This is a genomic window from Burkholderia sp. MSMB1589WGS, assembly GCF_001636105.1.
GTDB lineage: Bacteria > Pseudomonadota > Gammaproteobacteria > Burkholderiales > Burkholderiaceae > Burkholderia > Burkholderia humptydooensis.
In genome coordinates this window covers 110,129-132,533 of record NZ_LNJT01000008.1, presented here as the reverse complement: position 1 = coordinate 132,533, position 22,405 = coordinate 110,129, and the positions used below count along the sequence as shown (strand labels likewise).

Here is a 22,405-nt window from a genome sequence, read left to right as displayed (position 1 = left end):
ATCAGCGGGCGCGCGGATCGAACACGCGGTAGAGCGCGTCGGTCAGCAGATTGATCGTGATGAACATGACGCCGATCACGAGCGTGCAGCCGAGCACCGCGTTCATGTCGGCGTTCAGCAGCGCGCCCGTCAGATACGAGCCGATGCCGGGCCACGCGAACACGATCTCGGTGAGCACCGAGCCTTCGAGCAGGTTGCTGTACGTGAGCGCGATCACGGTCAGCAGCGGCACCGCGATGTTGCCGAACGCGTGCCGCCAGATCACGCGGCGCTCGGCGAGCCCCTTCGCGCGCGCGGTGACGATGTATTCCTGGTTCAGTTGATCGAGCATGAACGAGCGGGTCATCCGGCTCAGGTACGCAACCGAGTAGTAGCCGAGGATCGCGGCGGGCAGCGCGATGTGCGACAGCGCGTTGCGCAGCACGTCCCACTCGCCGGCGAGCGCCGCGTCGATCAGGAGGCTGCCCGTGCGCGTGTCGACCATCCCGTCGTAGACCGGATCGAGCCGCCCCGGTCCCGCAACCCAATGCAGCCGCGCGTAGAACAGCAGGAGGCCCATCAGCCCCAGCCAGAACACCGGCACCGAGTTGCCGATGAGGCCGACGAAGCGCGCGACGTGATCGATCGGCCGGTTGTGCTTCACCGCCGCCGCGACGCCGAGCGGCACGCCGAGCGCGATGCCGATCAGCGTCGCGAGCGTCGCGAGCTCGAGCGTCGCGGGGAACACGCGCTTGATGTCGTCGAGCACCGGGTTCGACGTCAGCAGCGACATGCCAAGGTCGCCGTGCAGCACGTCGCGCGCGTAGATCATGAACTGCGTCGCAAGCGGCTTGTCGAGCCCGAGCGCGATGCGCTCGGCCGCGTAGGCCTGCGGCGACGCGCGGTCGCCGAGCACGGCGAGCACCGGGTCGATCGGAACCTCGCGACCGATCACGAACGTGAGCGCGAGGAGCCCGGCGAACGTCACGGCGAGCGTGAGCGCCCAGCGCAGCACGCGCAGCGCCCAGCGCACGCCGGGCCGCCGCGCGGGCAGCGTGCGGAGCGCTTCGAGAGGAGTGGCGGGTGTCGACATGTCGTGGTTCCGGTACGGCGTCACTGCTTCTTCAGACTGCGATACGACACGAGATCGTTGATCGGGCCGACTTCGAGGCCGCTCACGCCGGGCCGCGTCGCGACCTGCGCGACCTTCTCGAACAGGATCGCGAACGGCGATTTCGCGAGCACGTCCTTCTGCATCGCCTGATACAACTGCGCGCGCTTCGCGGCGGACGGCTCCGCGAGCGCCGCGTCGGTTTGCGCGGTCAGTTGCGGGATGTTCCACGCGTTGCGCCACGCGAGCATCTTGTAGCTGGACTGATCCGAATTGTCCGGGTTCCAGGCGAAGCCCTGCGCATTGCTGTGCGGATCGATGTAATCGGCCGACCATTCGCCGATGTAGATGTCGTGCTGGCGCGCGCGGTACTTCGCGAGCGTCTGCTTGTTGTCGCCCGGAATCAGTTGCACCTTGACGCCCGCCTGCGCGAAGTTCGCCTGCACCGCCTGCGCGATCTCGGTGTACGGATAGTCGTTGCGCACGTCCATCGTCACCGTGAAGCCGTTCGGCACGCCGGCCTTCGCGAGCAGCGCCTTCGCCTTCGCGACGTCGAGCCTGTACGGATTCGCGTTCAGCGTGCCGAGGAAGCCTTCCGGCATGAACGTCTGATGGACTTTGTACGTGGTCTTCACGACGTGGCTCTGGATGCCGCTGTAGTCGACGAGCCATTTCAGCGCTTCCTGCACGTCCGGCTTTGCGAGCGTCGGGTTCTTCGTGTTCAGGCCGAGGTACAGCAGCGTCGCCTGCGGCGACGGCGTCACCTTCGCCTTGCCGCTCTTCGCGACGGCCGCGAGATCGTCGGGGCTCAGGTCGCGCGCCGCGTCGACGTCGCCGCTTTCGAGCAGCAGCCGCTGGCTCGCCGCCTCCGGCACGTGCCGCAGCACGATCCGCTTCATCGCGAGCGGCAGCCGGTAGCGGTCGTAGCGCTGCAGCACGATGCTGTCGCCCGCCGTCCACTTGACGAGCTGGTACGCGCCCGAGCCGGCCTCGTGCGTCTTCAGCCAGCCGTTGCCGAAATCGTTGCCCTGCTGGTGCGACAGCAGCAGCTTCCTGTCGACGATCGACGCGGGCCATGAGCCGAGCACGTTCAGCACGAAGGTCGGCGCGTACTTGCGGTCGGTCGTGACCGAGACTGTCAGGTCGTCGATCTTCTTCACGTTCGCGAGCGCGTTCGCCTTCGTGAGGCCGATGCCCGCGAGCACCGCGGCCGGCCCCTTGTCGAGCAGCGCCGCGCGCTGGATCGACCACGCGACGTCGTCGGCCGTGAGCGGGTTGCCCGAATGGAACGTGAGGCCCGCGCGCAGCCTGAACGTGAACGTGAGGCCGTCGGGGCTCACCGTCCACGATTGCGCGACGTCGCCGTTGAACTTCGACGGATCGGCGAGATCGACTCGCACGAGCCGGTCATACGTGTTCGCGACGTATTCCTCGGGCACCAGCTCGTAGATTTCGCCGGGATCGAGCGAGATGAATTCGTCGAGCAGCGTGGCCATCACGAACATGTCTTTCGGCGGCGCCGCGCGCGCATCGAGGGCCGGGACGGCCGCGAACGTGCAAAGCGCGGCGAGCGCCGCGGCGAGCTTGGGCATCGAGAGTTTCATATGCGCTCCATGAGGCAGGGGTTCGGAGTGGGGCAATCGGTTGGGCTCGCGACGGGCGTGTCGCGGGTAGTGCGAGCGTTGCGGGCGTTGCGGGCGGCGCGGGCGGGGATCACATCAGCCGCCACGGTCCGCTCGCTTCGTCGTCGATCAGCGGCAGCGCGCGCGAGCCGGGCAACTCGTAATGCCACCACTCGCTCGCGATGTGCGTGAAGCCGGCCGCGTGCATCACGCCGAGCAGCAGCAGCCGGTTGCGCTGCACGGGCTCGGGCAGGCCGTCGTGGCAATGATTCGACGCGGCCACCATCTCGTCGAAGTCCGTGCCCATGTCGAGCGCGTCGCCGTTCGTGTCGACGAGCGTCAGGTCGAGCGCAGCGCCGCGGCTGTGGTTCGAGCCGCGGCCGAGATCGGCGACGAAGTCCGGATCGGGCAGGAAGTCCCACAGCACTTGCTGCGCCCGCGGCGGCCGGTACGCATCGTAGATCCGCAGCCGCAGGCCGATCTGCGCGGCGACCGCAACCGCGCGGCGCAGCGCGGCTTCGGCCGGCTCGATGAGCAGGCAATGCGCGCGCCGGTAGATCGGCTTGCCGGTCAGATTGCGATCGGTCGCGTAGACGAGATCGATGTCGACGCCATGCGTGTGCGGCGTGATCTCGACGAGGCGATGGGCGGAAGTCTTCAAGGGCGGCGTCTCCGGCGGCTTCAGGATTCGAATTGATCGAGCTCGCGCTGCAGCTCGCGGTTGCGCGCGACGCGGGCGTCGATCGCATCGCCGAGCCGGTCGACGACCGCGCTGATCAACAGGTTGAACAGGCACGTGAGCGGCGCGAGCGAATCCCAGAACTGGCCGACGTCGGTCTTCACTTGCAGCAGGTCGCACGGCAGCTCGCGCGCCCACGGGCAGTAGACGTCGGTGACGAGCGCGAAACGCACGCCGCGCGCGACGGCCGCCTCGCAGTAGCGCCGCGCGATCCGCGAGTACGCGCGCGTATCGGTGACGATGCAATACGGGTCGGCGGATTCGGCGTTCAGCGAATCGACGTATGAGCCGGACATGCCATCGGAGTAGAACACGCGCGGACGCAGGTATTCGAGATAGCTGTGGAACGCGTTGCTGATTCCGCGCGTCGACTGGATGCCGAGGATGAACACCGCGTCGGCTTGCGCGACGCGATCCGCGATTTGCGCGAACGCCGGCGTGCGCGCGAGCTGGTACACGTGGCGGATCGCATCGAGCTCGCGCGCGAGCGCGTCGTCGAGCGGGCTGGGCGTGCCGGGTGTGCCGCTTGGCGCGGCTTCGACGCGCGCCGGCGCGCCCGCGCCCGTCACGCGGCGGTATTCGTCGAGGCGGTCGGTGATCATCCACGAGCGCTCGGTTGCGCCGCGCAGCTCGCGCTTCAGGTCGTCGAGATTGCGATAGCCGACGCTGCGCAGGAAGCGCCCGACCGAAATGCCGCTCGTGCCGGTCTGACGCGCGATCTGATCCGCGGTTTCGAGGCCGAGCCGCTCGAGGTTCGCGAGCATGTAGCTCGCGATGCGCTTCGCCGTGGGCGTCAGCTCGGCAAAGCGGGTTTCGACGGTCTGGACGAAGGCGGGCGGCATGGGCGCGCGTGTTAGCTGGCTGTCGATATCGATGAAAGTGACATCCATCTAACAAAGACAAAATAATGTGCGCCACATCAAAAAATCTATCGATACGGATTGTTGATAGTGGCTTGGGTTGCTGGCGCGCCGGGGACTGTTCAGGCGGGCATGCTCAGGAACGACGCGGGCGCGAGGTCGTCATGCGTCACGCATCGCGCCTTCCGGATGATGGCCGACAGCAACGTGAAACTGCATGGCCGGCGCGGGCGCGCCGCTCGAACCCTCGACGACCGGGCGCTCGGGAATCAGCAGATACGCTGGGTGATCGGGATGCCCGGGCGAGTGCTCGCCCATCTGATGCCGCAGCCAACCCACGCCTCGAGAAACGGGCGCCGGCAGCTCTATTCCGTGGAGGCTGGTGCCGTAGAGCGATGCGAGGGATGCGGGCGCTTCGATGGTGCGCAGCAGCAATAGCGCTCGACGGGCGGCCATCACCTTTTGATGCGCGTGGCGCACGCGGGTCGCGAGGCTGCTTGCGTCGGTCCGCAACTGGTGAATCCTCGCTTGCCGCGCTGCGCGGTCCGGATGATCGAGAGAGGCGCGTTTGAATGCGTCGAGCGCATTGCGTTGCGTCGCGAGCCGCTTCGTCGCTTGAGCCGCCCCTTGAGCCGCCCCTTCGGCAGTTTCGCCGGCTTCCCGCGCGGCCTTCGGCAATGACGCAAGCGTTCGCGGGCCGCTCACCGCCAGATCGGGCAGCACGAGTAGCGGGCCGACTGTTTCGATCATTCTGTCATGCCAAGATGTTTCGAGCCTTTTTTTGCGTACTTCGTCGCCCTTGAGTTCATGGCACAGCATCGAGCCGTCTTCGGCGAGCAGGAGCAGGGATGCCGCGCCCGCCGCCGCGCCGAGCACCGGGGCAAGCGCGATGCCGCCGCCGATGATCGCTGCAATCGACACGGCGCCCGCAAGCAGGCCGAACGTGTCGCCGCCGGCGGCGGCGTCGAATGCGGTCTTGTGTCCCTCGACGAAGCCTTGCGCCCGCGCCACGCTTTGCCCCAGCAAAGACGGTTCGGCCGACGGCGCGCTTGCGGCGATGCGTTGCTTCCATTCACGCGAGAGTTGATCGAGCGTCAGGGCGTCGACCGTTTCGGACGGGGCCGGCGGCAGGACCGCGGACCTGACGACGGCCACGACGAGATCCAGCGTGTCGCCACGCGCATCGGGAACCGCCTGCTTGAGGCGGGCCGCATTCATGCCGTCGAAGAACACAACGCCTGCATTGCGCCCCAGGACTTTCGCGGCGAAATTCGACAAATGGAATTCCGCCTCCGGGCGATGGCAATACGGTTCCCAAAAAGCGGGTGACTTCGACATGGTCTTCGCGTATTCGAGTGGAGGAGTCGTTCCGCGTTGTCGCACATCCCGGCGATTACGGACATCGCGCGGCGTCAATATAATCCGCCGCGCATGACAAAGCCAGTAGGGGCGTCGCGCACGCCGAACCGGGGTTTTTTGAAATGCCGGGATATGAACTATTTACTGCATCGGCGATTTTCGGGAGGCTGGGTTCCGTCAAACTTACCGGCCTGATCGATCGTGGCGGCCGTGTGAAACGGCGCTATTTAAATGCTGGTTCGGCAGCGTTGTCGTGCGCTATGATTTTGCCGTCTTTAAATACGCCGATCGTTAATCAGCTATTCCGGGGGCAAATAATGAAAATGTCCGACATCGCAGGTTTTATGAATCTGCAGAACAGCCGCCTGCTGACGATCAAAACACCGCTTTCCGGGCGATCCGAGCTGGTCCTCAGCGATTTCCAGTGCAGCGAGGGATTGTCGGTGCTGTTCGACATGAGACTCGGTCTCGCGTCGCGCGATCCGATGATCGAACTGAAGCAGATGATCGGGCAGGCCGTCACGGTGTCCCTTCAGCCCTCCAGCGGAATCGTCGGCGGTTCGGCGCGGCATTTTCACGGTTACGTCACGCAGTTCTCGCATACGGGCAACGACGGCGGGCTCGCCACCTACAGCGCGACGGTGCAGCCGTGGCTATGGATGCTGTCGCGGCGGGTCGATTCGCGGATATTCCAGGACAAAAGCGCACGCGACATTCTCGACGAAGTGTTTTCGCAATATTCGGCGCTCGCATCCTACGAATTCCGCGCCGGCCGCACGCTGAAGCCGTACAGCTATTGCACGCAGTACCGGGAGACCGATCTGAACTTCGTGCTGCGCCTGATGGAACTGGAAGGGCTCTTTTTCTATTTCGAGCACGCGGAGGACGGACACAAGCTGATCATCGACGACGATTCGACCCGCGCAAAGCCCATCGCCGGGCTGCCGTCGCTGCGTTATGCGAGCGGCGAGATTCTCGAGGACGAAGCCGTCGTCACGCAATGGGCGGCGCAGCGGCAACTGATGTCCAGCGCCGTCAGCATGAAGGCCTACGACTATAAGGTGCCCGCCGCCCGCCGCTACGTATCGGGCGAGTCGAATGTCAATCAGGGCGAGGTCGAGCGGTACGAGATCTATGACTACGTCGGCCTGCATGGCTTCGATTCGACCGATCGAGGCGAGGAGCTGGCGCGATTCAGACTGGAATCGCTCGCGGCAAGCGGCAAGACTTTTTCGGGTACGAGCACCGGCAGGACGCTTGCGTCGGGCCGCTATTTTGAATTGAACTCGCATTACGATCATGACAACGGATCGAAGCAGGACCGCCAGTTCCTGTTGACGAACGTCCGTCATCATGGCGTCAACAACTATCAGTCCAACGAAGGATCAGGGGCATACCACGCAAGCTTCCAGTGCATCCGCAAGAAGATTCCGTTTCGGCCGGCGCTTGCGCATGAGCGCCCCATCATCCCGGGGCCGCAGACCGCGATCGTCGTGGGGCCGAAGGGCGAGCAAATCCATACCGATGCGCTGGGGCGAGTGAAGATCCAGTTTCACTGGGACCGTATCGGGCAGCGAAATCAGGGCAGTTCCTGCTGGGTCCGGGTCAGTCAGCCGTGGGCGGGCGGCGGGTTCGGCTCGGTGCAGATTCCGCGCATCGGCAATGAGGTGGTCGTCGCGTTCCTCGATGGCAATCCCGATCGCCCGCTGATCATATCGAGCGTCTACAACGCGCAGAACATGCCTCCGTGGGCGTTGCCGGCGGGGGCGACGCAAAGCGGGTTCCTGACGCGCTCGCACAAGGGAACGTCCGACAACGCCAATGCGATTCGCTTCGACGACAAGCAGGGCGAGGAAGAAATCTGGCTGCACGCGGAAAAGAATCAGCGCATCGAGGTCGAGCACAACGAATCGCACAGCGTCGGCGCGACGAGAACCAAGACGATCGGCGCCGACGAGATCGTCACGATCGGCGGCGCGCAGACGCACACGATTACGGGGGCGCGAACGCAGACGATCGGCGGAAACCATACGCAGACCATCAAGGGCATCCACAAGCAGAACGTCGCCGGCACGCATGCCCAGGTGATCGGCGGCAACGCGTCGATCACGACCACCGGGCCTCAGCCGGGCGCTGCCGGCACTGTCGGCGATATCGAGATTCAGTCCAGTCAGGGAAAGATTCACCTCAAGGCGGCGACGGAAATCATCATCGAAGTGGGCTCGAGCGTGATCCACATGAAGGCGGACGGCACGATCGAGATCAGCGGCCCCACGCATATCGGACTGAATTCGAAGAGCTGAGCGTCCGGCCGGGCGGCGGACGGCGGATTATCTCGACTTCCTTTCTTTCTGCGTGCGTCGGCACGCGCGACATCGAGGCATGACATGCGTTATTCGGTAAACGAAGGACATCTGGAATTGCCCGGTCAGTGGCTGGACCGAAGCGTCAATGCATTGCTGCCGGCGATGGCGGAAGTGACGGGCAGCAACCTCGTGTTGACGCGCGACGAACTGCCTTACGGCGTCGAATTCGTCGATTACGTCAATGTGCAACGCGCGAAATATCGGAAGGAACTGAGCGGGCTGCAAATGCAACGCGACGAGCCGGGCGTGCTGGATGGGCGGCCCTGCCAGTTTCTCGACTTCACCTGGAGCAAGGATGACCTGCTCATTCACCAGTTGGCGGTGATCGTCCTCGATGCGCCACTGGTTCTGGCGCTGACCTACACGAGCCCCGGCCAATTGCCGAACCACGTCCGCGAGGAGATCGGCGCGGCGTTGGCGAGCTTCAAATTCCATCGGAGCGCGCAACTTCCGGCTTCGTGATGCAGCCGGTCGACGCCGTTTTTCCGGTCACTTGGCAAGGAACTGGATCTCATGGGCGAAGTGCAGAGTGGCGCGACGTCGGACAGCCGGCAGAAGCTCGCCGCGCTCGCGCAGCGAGGCAGCAATGCGGACGCGGTCCAGGCCGTGTCCCACGCGGGGCTCGCGATCAACGCGGCGCAGGTTGCCGCGGCCGGCACGAACGCATGGGCGGCCGGCACGTTCGAGTGCTTCGCCGGACGCGTGATCGCGCCGCTCGGCGGGGCGATGCTCGGCGGCGCGCTGGCCGAGGCGGTCGGCGCTGATCGTCCGGTCACGTGGGTGCTGGGCAAGTTGGGGCTTCCCGTGGTCGCGAAGCCCGGCAAGGCGCCGGCTCGCGTCGGACACAAGATCGTCCATGAGAACGCATTCATCGGCGCGCTCACGGGGCTGATTGCGGGGATCGCCATCGGCGTGGCCATTGCCGCCGCGGCCGCCGCGATCGTGGCGACGGGCGGCGCCGCCGCCGTCGCAATCGCGGCGGCCGGCCCATTCGTCGTCGGCTTCGTCGCGGGCGCGGTGGGCGGCTTTGTGGGCGCCGCGGTGGCGAAGGGTATCGGCCATACCGGCTCGGTGACGGGCGCGATCGCGGACGGCTCGCCGAACGTCTCGTTCGAAGGGTGGCGGGTCGCCCGCGTGACCGATCCCGTGGCGTGCAGCAAGGACCCCGGCACGCCCCCGCCGCAGATCGCGCAGGGCAGCCTGACCGTATCGGTCAACGGCCTGCCGCTCGCGCGCATCGGCCACAAGGTCACGTGCTCGGCGGTCATTCAGGAGGGCTGCGCGACGATCAGCGCGGACGAGACGACCGGCACGTTCGGCAAGATCGACGCGAACGTGTCGCTTCTCGAGCAACTGGTGCTGACGGCCACGGACATCATCATGATGCGCTCGGCCACCAAGGAAGGCGGCTTGCTGGACGGCGTGCTCCGGGAACTGCTCGGCGAGCCGATCGACATGGCGACGGGCGATTACGCCGACTACCGGACGGATTTCACGTGGCCGCACGTGCTGCCGCTCACGCTTTGCCGCGCCTACGCGGGGCGGCAGCCGGTCGACGGGCTGCTCGGAGACAGATGGATCTGCAACTGGTCGCAGCGCCTTCGATATCGGCAGCCGTCGGACGGCCCGGCCACCGTCACGTTCTTCGATGCGGACGGCCAGCAACTCGTTTATCCGGTTCCGCACGAGCCGTTCAATGCGATCAACTTCTGGGCGCCGCACTACGCGTTGCACGGCAACCGCGCGCGCGCCGTCGTTTTCGACGAGCGCTCGCAGCAATCGCTGATTTTTGAGCCGGCGAGCCCGAAGGACGACGTCGCCCGTCTGACCCGCATCGAGGACCGCAACGGCAATACGATCGATTTCGAATACAACGCGCTGGGTCGCCTCTGCAAAGTGCGGCACAGCGGCGGGATGACGCTGTGGATCACCTGCGATTCCCGAGGGCTGTTGCAGAGCGTGTCGGAGCAGCCGGGCGGGGCGGGCGAGCTGGTCCGCTATCGCTTCGACGGCAAGCGCCTGACCGACGTGCACAGCCGCTTTCAGGGGGAATTTCATTTCGGCTATACCGACGAGGGCTGGCTGAATCACTGGCGCGACAGCGGCGCGACCCAGGTTGCGCTGCGCTACGACGAGCGCGGACGGGTGATCGCCACTCGCACGAATACCGCGCTGTATGACGATCGCTTCGAATACGACGACGCGCAGCGGCGAACGACGTACATCGACGCGCTCGGACATCGGCATCAGCGCTGGTTCGATGCGGAGAACCGGCTGATCCGGTCGGAGGACCCGCTGGGCCGGGTGACGCACTCCAGTTTCGACGAGCGGGGCTGGCTGGCCGCGCGGACGGACCCGATCGGCCGTATCAGCCAGTACCGATACGACGCGCGCGGGCGCCCCGTGAAAATCGTCGACGTCTACGGACGGGAGAGCCGCTATCGATGGAATGCGGCGGGGCAGTTGATCGAGCGGACCGATCCGTTCGGCACGCTGCACTGGCATTTCAGCGCGGAGGGCAATCTGGTTGCGTTCGAGGGGCCGCTCGGCGAGACGCGCTTTCGCTACGACCCGCGCGGCCTGCTCATCAGCCGGACCGATCCGGATGGCGCAACGCACGCATGGCGCCATGACGAAGCGGGACGCCCCGATCGATGGACGGATCCGCTCGGCCGGCACACGCATCTCGGTCGCGACCGATACGGCCGGCTGACGAGCCGCACCGATGCGGCCGGTCATCGGACTGTCTACCGCTATGAGCCCGGCCCGTCCAATCCGCGCGAGATGCTCAGCAGCATGACCTATCCGGACGGCGCGATTGCGCGCTTTCACTACGATTCGGAAGGCATGCTGCGAGAGGCGGTCAATCCGCTGGGGCACGGCACCCGCTATACGTGGGGGGCATTCGATTTGCTCGGCAGCGTCACCGATCCCGCGGGGGCGGTCACCCAGTATCATCGAGACGGCGCTGCCCGTCTGGTCGGCGTGACGAACGCCCTGGGGCAGCGCTGGACGCTGGAGCGAGACGCGGCGGGCCAACTGGTCGCCGAGACCGACTGGAGCGGGCGCTGCACGCGATACGTGCGCAATCGGCTGGGGCAGGTCACGGAAAAGCATCTGCCGGATGGCGTCGTGCTGCGCCATGAATACGATGCGCAAGACCGGCTGATCTCGCTCGCCGGTCCGCTGCAGAAGCATACGTTCGCCTGGGGATCGCGGGGGCAACTGATTCGCGCCCAGGTTTGGGAGCGGAGCGACGCCGCGCACGAGTGGCGGGCGGACAACGACGTGTGCCTGGAATACGACGATGCGTTCAGGCTGATCGAAGAAAGCCAGGGCGGACAGGCCATACGCTACGAGCACGACGTGATGGGACGGCCTGCCTCGCTCAGCACGCCGAGCGGGCAGACGCGGTGGCAGTACGATCTCGCCGGCCAGCTCGACGCGATCGAGAGTAACGGCCACCAATTCCGCTTCGGCTACGACGTGCTCGGACAGGAAAGCGATCGCCGCTACTTGCCGACGGAGCAGCGGCGGAGCTGGCAGCCGGAATGGGCGGACCGGCATCCGGAAGGTTTTGCGCAGAGGCAGACGCATGACGTGCGAAGCCGGTTGGCCCGACAGGCATTGGGGGCGCAGCCTTGGCACGACGAGGTGCCGCCCGAAGCCTTCGGCCCGCAGCGCACCCGGCACTATGAATGGGATGTCGCCGACCGCTGCATCGGCATGCAGGAGGAGCGCAAGGGCCTGCCCATCGAAGCCGACCGCTGGCGGTACGACGCGCGCGGCCAGGTGGTCGAGGCGTACCACGGGCGCACCGAAAGTCGAAGCGGCCGCGAACGTTACCGATATGACCCGCTCGGCCATGTGGCCGAGCAGCAGGTCGACGGCGGCGAAATCCGCTTGCATGACTACCGGGGTGATCAACTGATCAGCGCCGGGCCGAACGTCTACGAATACGATGCCCGCGGGCGCATGGTCGCGCGCACCGAACTGCGCAATGGTTTCCGGCCTCGCGCATGGCGGTATCGCTGGGATGATTTCGATCGCCTGAGAGAAGTGACGACGCCCGGCGGCGAGCGCTGGGCGTATCGCTACGATGCGTTCGGCCGCCGCATCAGCAAGGTGTGCACGCACGGCGCCCCTCGGAACCGGCTGAAACGCATCGCCTATCTATGGTGCGGAAGCCGGATGATCGAGGCGTGGCGCACCTATGACGAGCGCGACGGATCGCGGCACGATATCCAGCGTTGGCACTATCGACCGAGTACCCACGTGGCGTTGGCCCAGGAGCGGCTGCGCTTCGACGATCAGCCTGATCCGCGGACGAGCGAGTGGTTTCCGCTCGCTTGCGATCCCAACGGCGCGCCGCATACGCTGTACAGCAGCGACGGCAGGGCATTGTGGCGCGCGCGGCGGACGCTGTGGGGCGACACGGCGGGCGATGACGGCCGCGATTCCTTGCGCAGCGCGGTGCGCGAGCAATTGCGACTGGGTCATCGGGACGGCGATGAATTCGATCCGCCGGACTGCGAACTGCGATTCCCGGGGCAGTGGGCAGACGAGGAAAGCGGCCTGCACTACAACTTGCACCGTTACTACGATCCGTCGACGGGCCAGTATCTCAGCGCCGATCCGGTCGGGCTGGCTGGCGGGCTGCGGACGCACGCCTATGTGCACGATCCGATGCAATGGGGTGATCCGTTCGGTCTGCAGGGATACGATACGGTGAAAAATCATCGGGCGGGCAACAAGCAGGTCGATTACGACGGCCAACGCTGGAACGTGCCGAAAGGCAAGAGTCCGACGGAGGTCATTCCCGAATCGGACCCGGTCGGCAAGAAGCTCCAGGATGCGACCGACAACGCCGCTGCCCGCTGGAGCACGTCGAACCTCACGCCGGCGGAAAGCAATGCGATCGAAAGCGCTAGAGCATCGGGCGAGTACTGGCGCGCGAATCTGCTGCAGCAGCAAGCCAAGGGGCGCTGGATCGAATCTCAGGTCAGGAGCGATCCGGACATCGCGGGACTGGATCTGGACTGGAATCGCGTGGGGGTCGATGCGGTCGATCCGAATACGGGGCTGAGTTATGACATCATGTCGGGCAGCAATAGCAACATGGACACGCACGCGATGCGGATGTCCGATGTTGTTTTCAGAATGATCACTTTCTAGGAAGGCGGAATGAAGCTGAGGAATCAGGTAATCAGCGATTCGGTGATAGAGCTGGATGCGAAGGAGGTGCATACGCTCGGGCCCAACCTCAGGCTCGAGAATTGCACGATCAATTCGGACTGCACGACTCGCTCGCTGATCGCGAGCAATACCGAGATGGTCGGCGGCGTGTTCAACCAAAGAAAGGCGCTCAAGAATTTCCAGTTCGACCGGGTAATCTTCAGCGGAGTGAAGTTCACGGGAACTTTCATCGGATGCGATTTCGGAAACAACAGCGAATCGTTGCCGGGCAAGGCGCTGGATTGCGATTTCTCGCAGGCGAAGGTACATGACTCGCGGGTCTACGAGTGCGATCCCGAGCGAATCGGCTTCCCGGCATGGCCGCGTTTCACGATCGTCAATCCGTATCTCGCAAGGGACTATGTCATGTCGCAGGCCTGGCCGGCCGACATGGGCATCCGAATGGGCGTCTATACGAACAATCCTCCCCGGTGCAACGCGATTTTTGGGGACGCCGAGGTTTTTGCCAAAGAATACAAGATCGACCAGGACGATTTGAGGCGGCTGCTGGAAAAGATTCCGGGCATTGTGATTGTGGATTGAAAGTTCTGGAGCGCCATCAACAAGAGATCGGCCATCGTCATCATCGCTGCTGATGCACGTGGGACCAGGACCGTTCCGCCTTTCGCATCGTTGGGTCCGCGCGATTGCCCTGCATGATCGCGGTCGAACCGAAGGCGCGTCCGGTATCGGAAGGACCTTGCACGAAAATGCGGCTTCAATCGAGCGCGATCCGCATATTACAAGTCGTTCGTTGAACGACAACGAGGATACGCGATCACGTCGTCGTCGACCGCGAGCGCGATGCGCTCGCCCGCCGACGGGCACCGATATCCCGGCACGCGAGCGCGCACGCGCGCGCCGGGGAAGTCGACGAGTTGCGCATCCAGATAGGCATCCTGACCGCCGAACGTCGCGTCGAGCACGATCGCGTCGCGCCAATGCGTGCAATCGTCTCGCGGCTCGTGCATGCGCCGCACGCGAATCTGTTCGGGGCGCAGCAGCGCATCGACGGGGCCGTCGGGCAGCGGCGCGCGAAGCGGCAGATATCCGAGCGCGCAGACGACGAAGCCGCGCTCCACGACGCCTTCGATCAGCACCGCATCGCCGATGAACATCGCGAGTTCGCGCGTCGCGGGCTGCCGATACAGCGTCTCGGGCCGCGCCGTCTGCACGAGCCTTCCATGCCAGAGCACCGCGACCTCGTCGCCGAGCGACAGCGCCTCGGGCTGATCGTGCGTGACGAGCACGGCGGTCGCGCGCGCGGCCGCGAGCGCGTCGACGACCGCCGCGCGCGTTTCGAGGCGCAGCGACGCATCGAGCGACGAGAACGGTTCGTCGAGAATCACGAGCGAGGGCTTCGGCGCAAGCGCGCGGGCGAGCGCGACGCGCTGCTGCTGGCCGCCCGATAGCTGTTGCGGCGCGCGCTGCGCGAACGCGGCGGGCAGCCCGACCATGTCGAGCAGCTCGGCGACGCGATGGTGCGCGCGGCGCTGCGCGCGCGGCAGGCCGAACGCGATGTTGTCCGCGACCGACAGATGCGGAAACAGCGCGCCTTCCTGCGGCACGTAGCCGATGCGCCGCGCTTCGGGCGGCACGTGCACGCCGGGGCCGGCGACGCGTTGCCCGTCGATGTCGACGGTTCCTCGTTCCGCACGCTCGAAACCGCACAGGATGCGAAGCAGCGTCGTCTTGCCGCTGCCGGACGGGCCGAGCAGCGCGAGCAGCGCGCCGCGCCCGACGGCGAGACTCACGTCGTGCAGTACGGCGTGGCCGTCGAAGGATTTGCACACGCGGTCGATTCGGAGTTCGCTCATGGATTCGCAGAAAATTTGAACGTCATGCGTCGCCGCCCGGCGGCGCGCGCACCGCCGAGCGGCCGAGCAGCACGAACAGCAGCGCCGCCGCGGCGAGCGACAACGCGACGAGCAGCGCCGCGTATGGCGCGGCGGCGGCGAACGCGAGCGTCGACGTATCGCTCCAGACCTGCGTCGCGAGGGTGCGCGTGCCGATCGGCGACAGCAGGATCGTTGCGTTCAGCTCGGTGACGACGGAGATGAAGACCATCGTCGCCGCTGCGCCGAGGCCGGGCGCGGCGAGCGGCAGCAGCACGCGCCACGCGGTTTGCGCCCAGGTGAGGCCGAGCGCGCGCGCGGTTTCCTCGAGACGGGGCTGCGCCTGCGCGAGCGCCGCGCGCGCGCCGACGAGCGCAAGCGGCAGAAACAGGATCGCGTAAGCGGCGATCAGCATCGGCGCGCTCTGATAAAGCGGCTGCATCAGCCGCACGGTCAACGAGACGATCGCGAGCGCGACGACGATGCCGGGCATGCCTTGCGCGACGAACGCGAGGCGTTCGAGCGTGGTCGCGATGCGCCCCGGATGACGCACCGACAGGAACCCGAGCGGCAGCGCGAGCGCCGTCGTGAGCACGGCGGCCAGGAGCCCGTAGCCGGTCGACGCGAGCGTCGCGCGCCACAGCAGCCCGGGCGACACGTCGGCGGGCGTGACGGCGGCCGCGCCTTGCTGCGTGAGCCAGTAGCCGATCGTCGCGAGCGGCACGGCGAGCGTCGCGCCGGCGAGCGCCGCGAGCCCCGCGACGGCGCACCAGCGCCACGCGCCGAGCGCGTAGCGATGCGCGGCGCGGCGCGTGCCGCGGTGCGTCGCGTCGTAGCGGGCGCGGCCGCGCACGCGGAACTCGAGCGCGACGCAGACGAGACACAGCGCGATCAGCGCGCAGCCGAGCAGCGACGCGCCGCCGCCGTCGAAGTCCACGCGATACTCGGCGTAGATCTCGGTCGTGAACGTGCGAAAGCGCAGCAGCGCAAATGCGCCGAACTCGGACAGCACACCGAGCGCGACGAGCAGCATCCCGCCCAGCAGCGCAGGCCGCAGTTGCGGCAGCACGACGCGCAAGAAGACTTGCGCGGGCCGGCAGCCGAGCGTGCGCGCGCTTTCCTCGAGCGCCGGATCGAGGCCGCGCAGCGCCGCGGCCACCGGCAGATAGACGAGCGGAAAGTACGACGACGCGAGCACGATCAACGCGCCGAGAAAATCCTGCAAGTCGAGGCTGATCGACACCCACGCGTAGCTCGTGACGAAGGGCGGCACGGCGAGGGGCGCCGCGGCGAGCGCGGCCCATCCTTTGCGCGCGGGCAGGTCGGTGCGCTCGACGAGCCATGCGACGGCCGTGCCGAGCACCGCGCACGCGAGCGTCGCGGCCAGCGTGATCGCGAGCGTGTTGCCGAGCAGCTCGCCGACGATCGGGCGGAACAGCAGCTCGCTCATGTCGTTCGCGCCGAGCCCCGCCGCGCGATACGCGGTGAACGCGATCGGCAGCAGCACGGCGAGCGGGCCGAGCGCTGCCGCGGCGACGAGCGCGCGCGGCGCCCGGCGACGCGCGCGGCCGCGGGCCGGATGCGGCGCGGCGGACCGCGCGCCGGTGACGACGTCGCTCATTGCCGGTCGCTCAGAGAAGCCCGGCCTCGCGCAGCAGCTTGCCCGCCTGGCTGTCGTCGCCGAGCTGCTTGAGCGTGATCGCGGGCGGGCTCAACTGATCGAACGGCTTGAGGACCGGATCGGGCGCGACGCCCGGGCGCAGCGGGTATTCGAAGCTGATGCGTCCTTTCGCCATCAGGCTCTGCGCGCGCTCGCCGACGAGGTACGCAACGAACTTCTGCGCGTCGGCGCCATGCTTCGACGCCTTCATCACGGCCGCGCCCGATACGTTGACGAGGCCGCCGACGTCGCCGTTCGCGAAGTGGAACATTGCGCTGCGGGTCGATTTGTCGCCAAGCTCGGCGTGCAGGCGCGCCCAGTAGTAATTGTTGACGATGCCCGTTGCGACCGCGCCGCGGTTCACGGCGGCCGTCACGCCCTCGTCGTCGTCGAAGATCTGCGCGTTGGCTTTCAGGCCCTTCAGCCACTGCAGCGTCTGCGCTTCGCCCTTCAGCGCGAGCATGCCGCTCACGAGCGGCAGGAAGTCGGCGTCGCTCGGCGCGATGCCGACCTTGCCTTTCCATTCGGGCTTCGCGAGATCGACGAGCGACGCCGGCAACTGCCGCGGCTGAATCTTCGCGGTGTTGTAGATCAGCACGTTCTCGCGCGCGAGCACGCCGACCCAGTCGCCGTCGGGCGAGCTGAAGCGCGCGGGCACGGCGGCGAGCGTCGCGGCGTCGGTCTTCGCGAGCAACCCCTTTTCGGCGAGCAGCACCAGCTCCGGCGAGTTCTCGGTGAAATAGACGTCCGCGGGCGTCCTGTCGCCCTCGGCGACGAGTTGCGCGGCGAGCGCCGGGCCTTCGCCCGTGCGCACCTTGACGGTGATGCCGGTTTGCGCTTCGAAGTCCTTCACGAGCTGGTTGACCACCTGCTCGTGCTGCGCGCTGTAGAGCGTGAGCGTGGCGGCCGATGCGAGCGGCGCGGCCGCCGCGAGCGCGACGGCCGCGGCGGCGATCGCTGCGGTTGCGGCCCGGCGGCGCAGCGCGCGGGCGATGTGACGTGTGTTCATGTCGGAATGTCTCCTGCGGTGATTCGGAATCTCGATCGCCCGCGCTCACGCCTCGAACAGCGCGGCGCCGATGTACGAGCCGGGCCGCGCGCCGGGCGGGCACGCGAAAATCGCGCTGCCGACGTGCGTCGTGAACTGGTTCATGATGTCGAGCTTCGCGAGCTTCTCGTTGATCGGAATGAAGCCCGTGCGCGGATCGCGCTGATGCGCGACGAACATCAGCCCCGCGTCGTATTCGGTCTGCTGCCGCCACGGCGGCCAGCGCTCGATGTAGAAGTTCGTGCTGTCGTTGTACGAATACGCGCGGCGCAGGATCTGCGCGCCGTTGTTCGCCTGCGGCGACGCGAGGCGCGCATGCGCGTTGTCCGGAATCACGGGGTTGCCGTCCTTGTCGGCCGCGTCGAGATCGAGCGGCTCGAATTCGTTCCGTTTGCCGAGCGGCGCGCCGCTGTACTTGTGACGGCCGACGACCTGCTCCTGGAAGCCGAGCTCGGTCCCGTCCCAATGCTCGAGCGTGATGCGGATGCGGCGCACCACCGTGTACGTGCCGCCCTTCATCCATGCGGGGCCTTCGTCGCCCGCCCAGACGAACTGGTTCATCGCGGCGGGATCGGATCTCGGCGGATTCATCGTGCCGTCCTTGAAGCCCATCAGGTTGCGCGGCGTTTCGCCGGGCCGGCCCGAGAGGAAGCCCGCCTGCCCCCAGCGGATGCGCGTCGCGTTCGCGCCGAGGCGCGCGAGCTGCCGCACCGCATGAAACGCGACTTGCGGATCGTTCGCGCACGCCTGCACGAACAGGTCGCCGCCCGTTTTTTCCGGCAGCAACTGATCGCCGTTGAAGCGCGGCAGATCGACGAGCGCGGCGGGCCGCCGATGCGCGAGCCCGTAGCGATCCTTGCCGTTCTGCATGAAAACGCCCGGGCCGAAGCCGAACGTGATCGTCAGGTTCGCCGCGCCGAGGCCGAGCGCGTCGCCCGAGTCGACGGGCGGCTTGTCGTCGTCGGCCGCAGTGGCCGAGGCGGCCGAGGCGGCCGAAGCGTTCGCGAGCGGCTGCGCGGTGTCGCCGCGCGCAAGACGCGCGGCCGCGTCGGTCCATGTTTTCAGCAGCGCGATCAGGTCGGCGCGCGTGCCGGCCGTCAGATCGAATGCGGCGAAGTACGCGTGGCTTTGCTGCGGCGTCACGATGCCGCCCTGATGATCGCCGTGGAACGGTTCGATCGCGTCGTGCGCGGCCGCCGCGGCGGGCTGCGCGCCCGCGTGCGCGGCATGCGCCGCAGGTGCCGCGGCCGCCGCGAGGCTCGCCGCCACCGCCGCGCCGCCCGCTTTCAGGAAGCCGCGCCGAGCGGGGCGCGAAGGGGAATGGAGATCGTCTGTCATGGCGTCATTTCGCGAGCATCAGGGTGTTCACGTCGTCCGCGACGTAATAGAAGCCGTCGCCGGCCGGCGTCATCGCGATGCCGAACAGGTCGCCGTTGCCGGGCGGCGATTGCGCCTTGTCGGTGTCGATCCAGCGCGCGTAGAGCTGCTTGCCCGTCGCCGGATCGATTTCGACGACCTGTCCGTTCAGCGCGTTGGTGACGAGCAGATGGCCGTTCGGCGCAGTCGCGAGCGCGAGCGGGCGGCGCAGGAAGCCGTCCGCCGTCACCTGGCGGCCGACGCCCGCGCTCGTGTCGCGCGTCATCGGATCGTCGATCTCGACGATCCGGTTGCCGATCGCATCCGACACGTACAGCTTGCTGCGGTCGCCCGACAGCGCGAGGCCCGTCGGTCCGATCAGGAACACGCCCTTGTCGGCCTGCGCGCCGAGGCCGCTCGCGACGACGGTTTCGCGCTTGACGACGGGCGGCTTGCCCGCGGGAATCTCGAGCTCGATCCGCAGGACGGTCGCCTGCTTGAAGACGGGCGGATTGCCGCTCGCGCCGCCGACGCCGAAGCCCGCGTTGCTGACGAAGAGCGTCGCGCGATCACCGTCGTCGACGACGGCCATGTTGCCCCACGGATCGTTGACGTTGGGGCTCGAGAACGTCGACGCGACCTTGCCGTTGCTGTCGAGCACGATCAGGCAGCCCGCGCCCTTCGTGTCGGTCGTGCCGTCGTTGCTCGGCGTGCTGCCGACGATCACCCAGCCGGATTTCAGCATCGTCATCGCGGTCGACAGGCCGACGCCGCCGGGGCATGCGTTCAGGTTGCGCGGGATCGACGCGAACAGGCTCATCTGCTTCGTCGACGGGCGGTAGTTGACGATCGTCGAGCCCGTGCCTTGCAGGTTTGCGGCATTGTTGAAGTTGTCGACGAGCACGTCGCCCTGCTGCACGGCGCCCGCCGACACGGGCGCGACGGCGATCGCGTATGGGTTCTGGTCGCCGTTGTCGGGCACGGTGTTGACGAGCGTCGTGTGGCGATGCAGCGTCTCTAGGAAGCCTTGCGGCTCCGCGCGCGCGGCCGCGGCTGCGGCGAGCGCGACGAGCGCCGCGGCGAATGCCTGCGCGGCGCGGCGTGCGCGCGGCGAGAGCGGGGCGGTGAGCATGGGGCGATTCTCCTTGCTGATGAGGCGGCGGCGTGGCCGTCGCGGATACGAACGAAACCGGAATGCTTCAGCGTGCTCAGAACGTGATGTTGGTGCGCAGCCCGACGACGAACGTGTTGCGCAGCGGCTGCGTCGGATCGCTCGGGTTCTGGCCCGCGCCGGCGTTGAACGTGTATTGCGCATCCGCCTGCAGTTGCCACCAGGGCGTGACCTGGTACTGGTACGTCGCCTCGAGCGTCGTCTCGCTCGTGCGCACGCCGTACGGGCCGCCCGTGAAGCTCGCGAAGTCTTCGTCGAGCGCGCGTGCATGCGAGCCGATCTTGACGTAGGTGAGCGCGAGCCCGACGCTGTCGTTGTCGCGGCCCTCGAACGGCGCCTTCAGCACGACGCCTGCGTTCGCCGCGACGCTGACGAGATTGCGGTCGCCGGGCGCGGCCATCACGCGCGCGAACACGCCGAGGCTCTTCGCGCCCGTCGGGTCCGGCCGCCAGACCATCTGGTCGGCGACCGCGTAGAAGCTGTAGTCGCCGTGATGCGCGCGCGCGACGCCGCTAGACGCCGGATTCGCGAGCGACAGGCCCGTGTTGTCGGTCTGCTGGTCGGCGAAGCGGCCGTTGTGATACCAGACGCCGATCTTGTAGGTGCCGGGCAGCGCGTTCGACGGCCCCATGTCCATCTGGCCGTCGGCCGGCTGGTTGAGCGCGTACTGCAGCTCGCCGATGAAGAGCGTGCCGTTGTGCAGGTTGAAGTTGGTGCCGCTCAGGTTGTTCGGGTTGTTGCCGAGCGGATCGCCGTCGAACACGCCGGCGAGCGCCGTCAGCGACGGCGTGATGCGGCCGCGCACGCGCACGCCGAGCGCCGAGAGCGGATAGGCGGGGCCGCCGTTCGGCAGATCGTACGACGGCAGCGCGGGCCAGCCGAACATCGTGTTGACGAACGTCGCGGCGTACTGGCTGACGATGAATTCCTGGTCGAGGCTCTGCTGGCCGATCTTCACGTCGACGCGCTGATCGAGGAACGATTGCTGATACCACAGCTCCCAGAGCCGCGTCGTGTCCTGCGCTTCGATGCCGCTCGCGGTGTTCAGCGTGCCGAGATTGTACTGGCTCAGGTTGCGGCCGTGGATCTGCAGCGCGCTCGCGTTGAACGTGCCGCCCGGCAGGCCGAACGCCTTTTGCGTGTCGACGGTGACGGCAGCGGTCGTGAGGCCGTCGTAGGTGCCGCCGCGCTTCAGGCCGCCGCGCAGGTTCGCCAGATACTCGCTCGTCTCCTGCAGGCTGAACGTGACGCCGTACTTGCCGAGCCACGGCCGCAGGCCGCCGATGTCGCCGAGCAGGTTCTGGCGCGTCCAGACGCCTGTCCACTGCGTTGCCGGTTGCGCGTGGATCGCGAGATCGGCTTCGGGCGCTTCCGGCTGCGCGTCGGGCGACGCGGCGGCGAAGGCGGCGGAACTGAAAAGCCATGCGCAGGCGAGTGCCGTGCGACGAAAGGCTGGGCGACGATCGCGAATCGATCGAACGGTGAGCGGCGCGGATTGCATTGAAGTCTCTTCCTCTTGTCGCGCGATCGCGGTGTCCGGATGCGCGCGTTGATCGTTGGCGAAACGCGCAAACGGCGCGATGCGGGCGCATCGTATGCACGCCAGAATGGCTTGTCAATACAAATGAGAACGATTCTCGTATAGATTACCGTTCGTAATCGAGAGGATTACGAACGGCCGGATTCGGCGTCGCGAGAGAAGGGGAAACGCAATGATGGGTGTAATGCCATCGTCAGAAAATGATGCCTGGAGCGTTTGGCATTCTGTTGTTCCGACGAAATCGGCTCGAATTCTCAAGCTGGAAGAACCGGAAATCAGACGCATCCGGATGCATGGAGTCAGGCGAACCCGGATGCGGCGATTGGGCCGACGTTGCCTCTCGAGTGCAAACTACTCGCCGATTGCGGCGTTTCAACCGCCAGAGCAGGACAGGCGAGCACTGCCCATGCGCTTGCGTCGCGACTACGCATTTCGAGTCGGTTTGCCTTGGGCTGCGAACGTCGACGTGCGAGCGTGGCCCGTCAGCGGCGTGCCGAACCACACGTCCCGCGCATACGCATAGT

15 protein-coding genes are annotated in these 22,405 nt (G+C 66.8%); 4 read left to right on the top strand and 11 right to left on the bottom strand.

The features are described from left to right. Position 1: 1 nt before the first annotated feature. From WT16_RS18600 to WT16_RS18580, 5 genes are all read right to left on the bottom strand, one after another. The gene (locus WT16_RS18600) at positions 2 to 1,072 is read right to left on the bottom strand and encodes an ABC transporter permease (protein WP_009914885.1); all 1,071 of its coding nucleotides are present in this window, start codon (positions 1,070 to 1,072) and stop codon (positions 2 to 4) included. Positions 1,073 to 1,092: 20 nt separating this feature from the next. Next, entirely contained in the window at positions 1,093 to 2,694 is a 1,602-nt protein-coding gene (locus tag WT16_RS18595) for an ABC transporter substrate-binding protein (protein ID WP_006027375.1), read from the bottom strand. A 109-nt stretch (positions 2,695 to 2,803) separates the two neighbouring features. Beyond that, on the bottom strand, positions 2,804 to 3,373 hold the full coding sequence (gene ddpX / locus WT16_RS18590; RefSeq protein ID WP_015604084.1) for a D-alanyl-D-alanine dipeptidase: 570 nt from the start codon (positions 3,371 to 3,373) through the stop codon (positions 2,804 to 2,806). 20 nt (positions 3,374 to 3,393) lie between these two features. After that, positions 3,394 to 4,293, bottom strand: coding sequence for a MurR/RpiR family transcriptional regulator (locus WT16_RS18585; RefSeq protein ID WP_015604110.1), 900 nt, complete (start codon positions 4,291 to 4,293; stop codon positions 3,394 to 3,396). A 180-nt stretch (positions 4,294 to 4,473) separates the two neighbouring features. Continuing rightward, positions 4,474 to 5,649, bottom strand: a complete 1,176-nt coding sequence (locus tag WT16_RS18580) for a hypothetical protein (RefSeq protein ID WP_063533929.1) — start codon at positions 5,647 to 5,649, stop codon at positions 4,474 to 4,476. A gap of 338 nt (positions 5,650 to 5,987) precedes the next feature. Here WT16_RS18580 and tssI point away from each other — a divergent pair, with 338 nt between their 5' ends. The 4 genes from tssI (at position 5,988) to WT16_RS18560 (ending at position 13,814) form a co-directional block, all read left to right on the top strand. Beyond that, complete coding sequence (tssI, locus tag WT16_RS18575; protein ID WP_059929988.1) at positions 5,988 to 7,973, top strand: type VI secretion system tip protein VgrG; 1,986 nt, start codon at positions 5,988 to 5,990, stop codon at positions 7,971 to 7,973. Between the two features lie 84 nt (positions 7,974 to 8,057). Further along, positions 8,058 to 8,498 (top strand): DUF1795 domain-containing protein, encoded by a 441-nt coding sequence (locus WT16_RS18570; RefSeq protein WP_015602546.1) that lies wholly within the window; start codon positions 8,058 to 8,060, stop codon positions 8,496 to 8,498. A gap of 51 nt (positions 8,499 to 8,549) precedes the next feature. Further along, positions 8,550 to 13,211 (top strand): RHS repeat-associated core domain-containing protein, encoded by a 4,662-nt coding sequence (locus WT16_RS18565; protein WP_063533928.1) that lies wholly within the window; start codon positions 8,550 to 8,552, stop codon positions 13,209 to 13,211. A gap of 9 nt (positions 13,212 to 13,220) precedes the next feature. Beyond that, positions 13,221 to 13,814, top strand: coding sequence for a hypothetical protein (locus WT16_RS18560; protein WP_015604098.1), 594 nt, complete (start codon positions 13,221 to 13,223; stop codon positions 13,812 to 13,814). 197 nt (positions 13,815 to 14,011) lie between these two features. Here the strand turns inward: WT16_RS18560 and WT16_RS18555 are convergent, their stop codons facing one another. The 6 genes from WT16_RS18555 to WT16_RS18530 all read right to left on the bottom strand — a co-directional run bounded on the left by WT16_RS18555 (position 14,012) and on the right by WT16_RS18530 (position 21,842). Next, the gene (locus WT16_RS18555) at positions 14,012 to 15,088 is read right to left on the bottom strand and encodes an ABC transporter ATP-binding protein (RefSeq protein WP_063533927.1); all 1,077 of its coding nucleotides are present in this window, start codon (positions 15,086 to 15,088) and stop codon (positions 14,012 to 14,014) included. Between the two features lie 22 nt (positions 15,089 to 15,110). Continuing rightward, positions 15,111 to 16,727 (bottom strand): iron ABC transporter permease, encoded by a 1,617-nt coding sequence (locus WT16_RS18550; protein WP_015604051.1) that lies wholly within the window; start codon positions 16,725 to 16,727, stop codon positions 15,111 to 15,113. A 10-nt stretch (positions 16,728 to 16,737) separates the two neighbouring features. Beyond that, on the bottom strand, positions 16,738 to 17,775 hold the full coding sequence (locus WT16_RS18545; RefSeq protein WP_006027365.1) for an iron ABC transporter substrate-binding protein: 1,038 nt from the start codon (positions 17,773 to 17,775) through the stop codon (positions 16,738 to 16,740). 45 nt (positions 17,776 to 17,820) lie between these two features. After that, a complete protein-coding gene (gene efeB / locus WT16_RS18540; protein ID WP_015604121.1) occupies positions 17,821 to 19,152 on the bottom strand; it encodes an iron uptake transporter deferrochelatase/peroxidase subunit in 1,332 nt (443 codons plus the stop codon). A gap of 4 nt (positions 19,153 to 19,156) precedes the next feature. Further along, positions 19,157 to 20,302 (bottom strand): hypothetical protein, encoded by a 1,146-nt coding sequence (locus WT16_RS18535; protein ID WP_059929981.1) that lies wholly within the window; start codon positions 20,300 to 20,302, stop codon positions 19,157 to 19,159. Positions 20,303 to 20,378: 76 nt separating this feature from the next. Continuing rightward, positions 20,379 to 21,842 carry a carbohydrate porin gene (locus tag WT16_RS18530; protein WP_006027362.1) on the bottom strand — a complete coding sequence of 488 codons (1,464 nt, stop codon included), beginning with the start codon at positions 21,840 to 21,842 and terminating at the stop codon, positions 20,379 to 20,381. Positions 21,843 to 22,405: the final 563 nt, after the last annotated feature.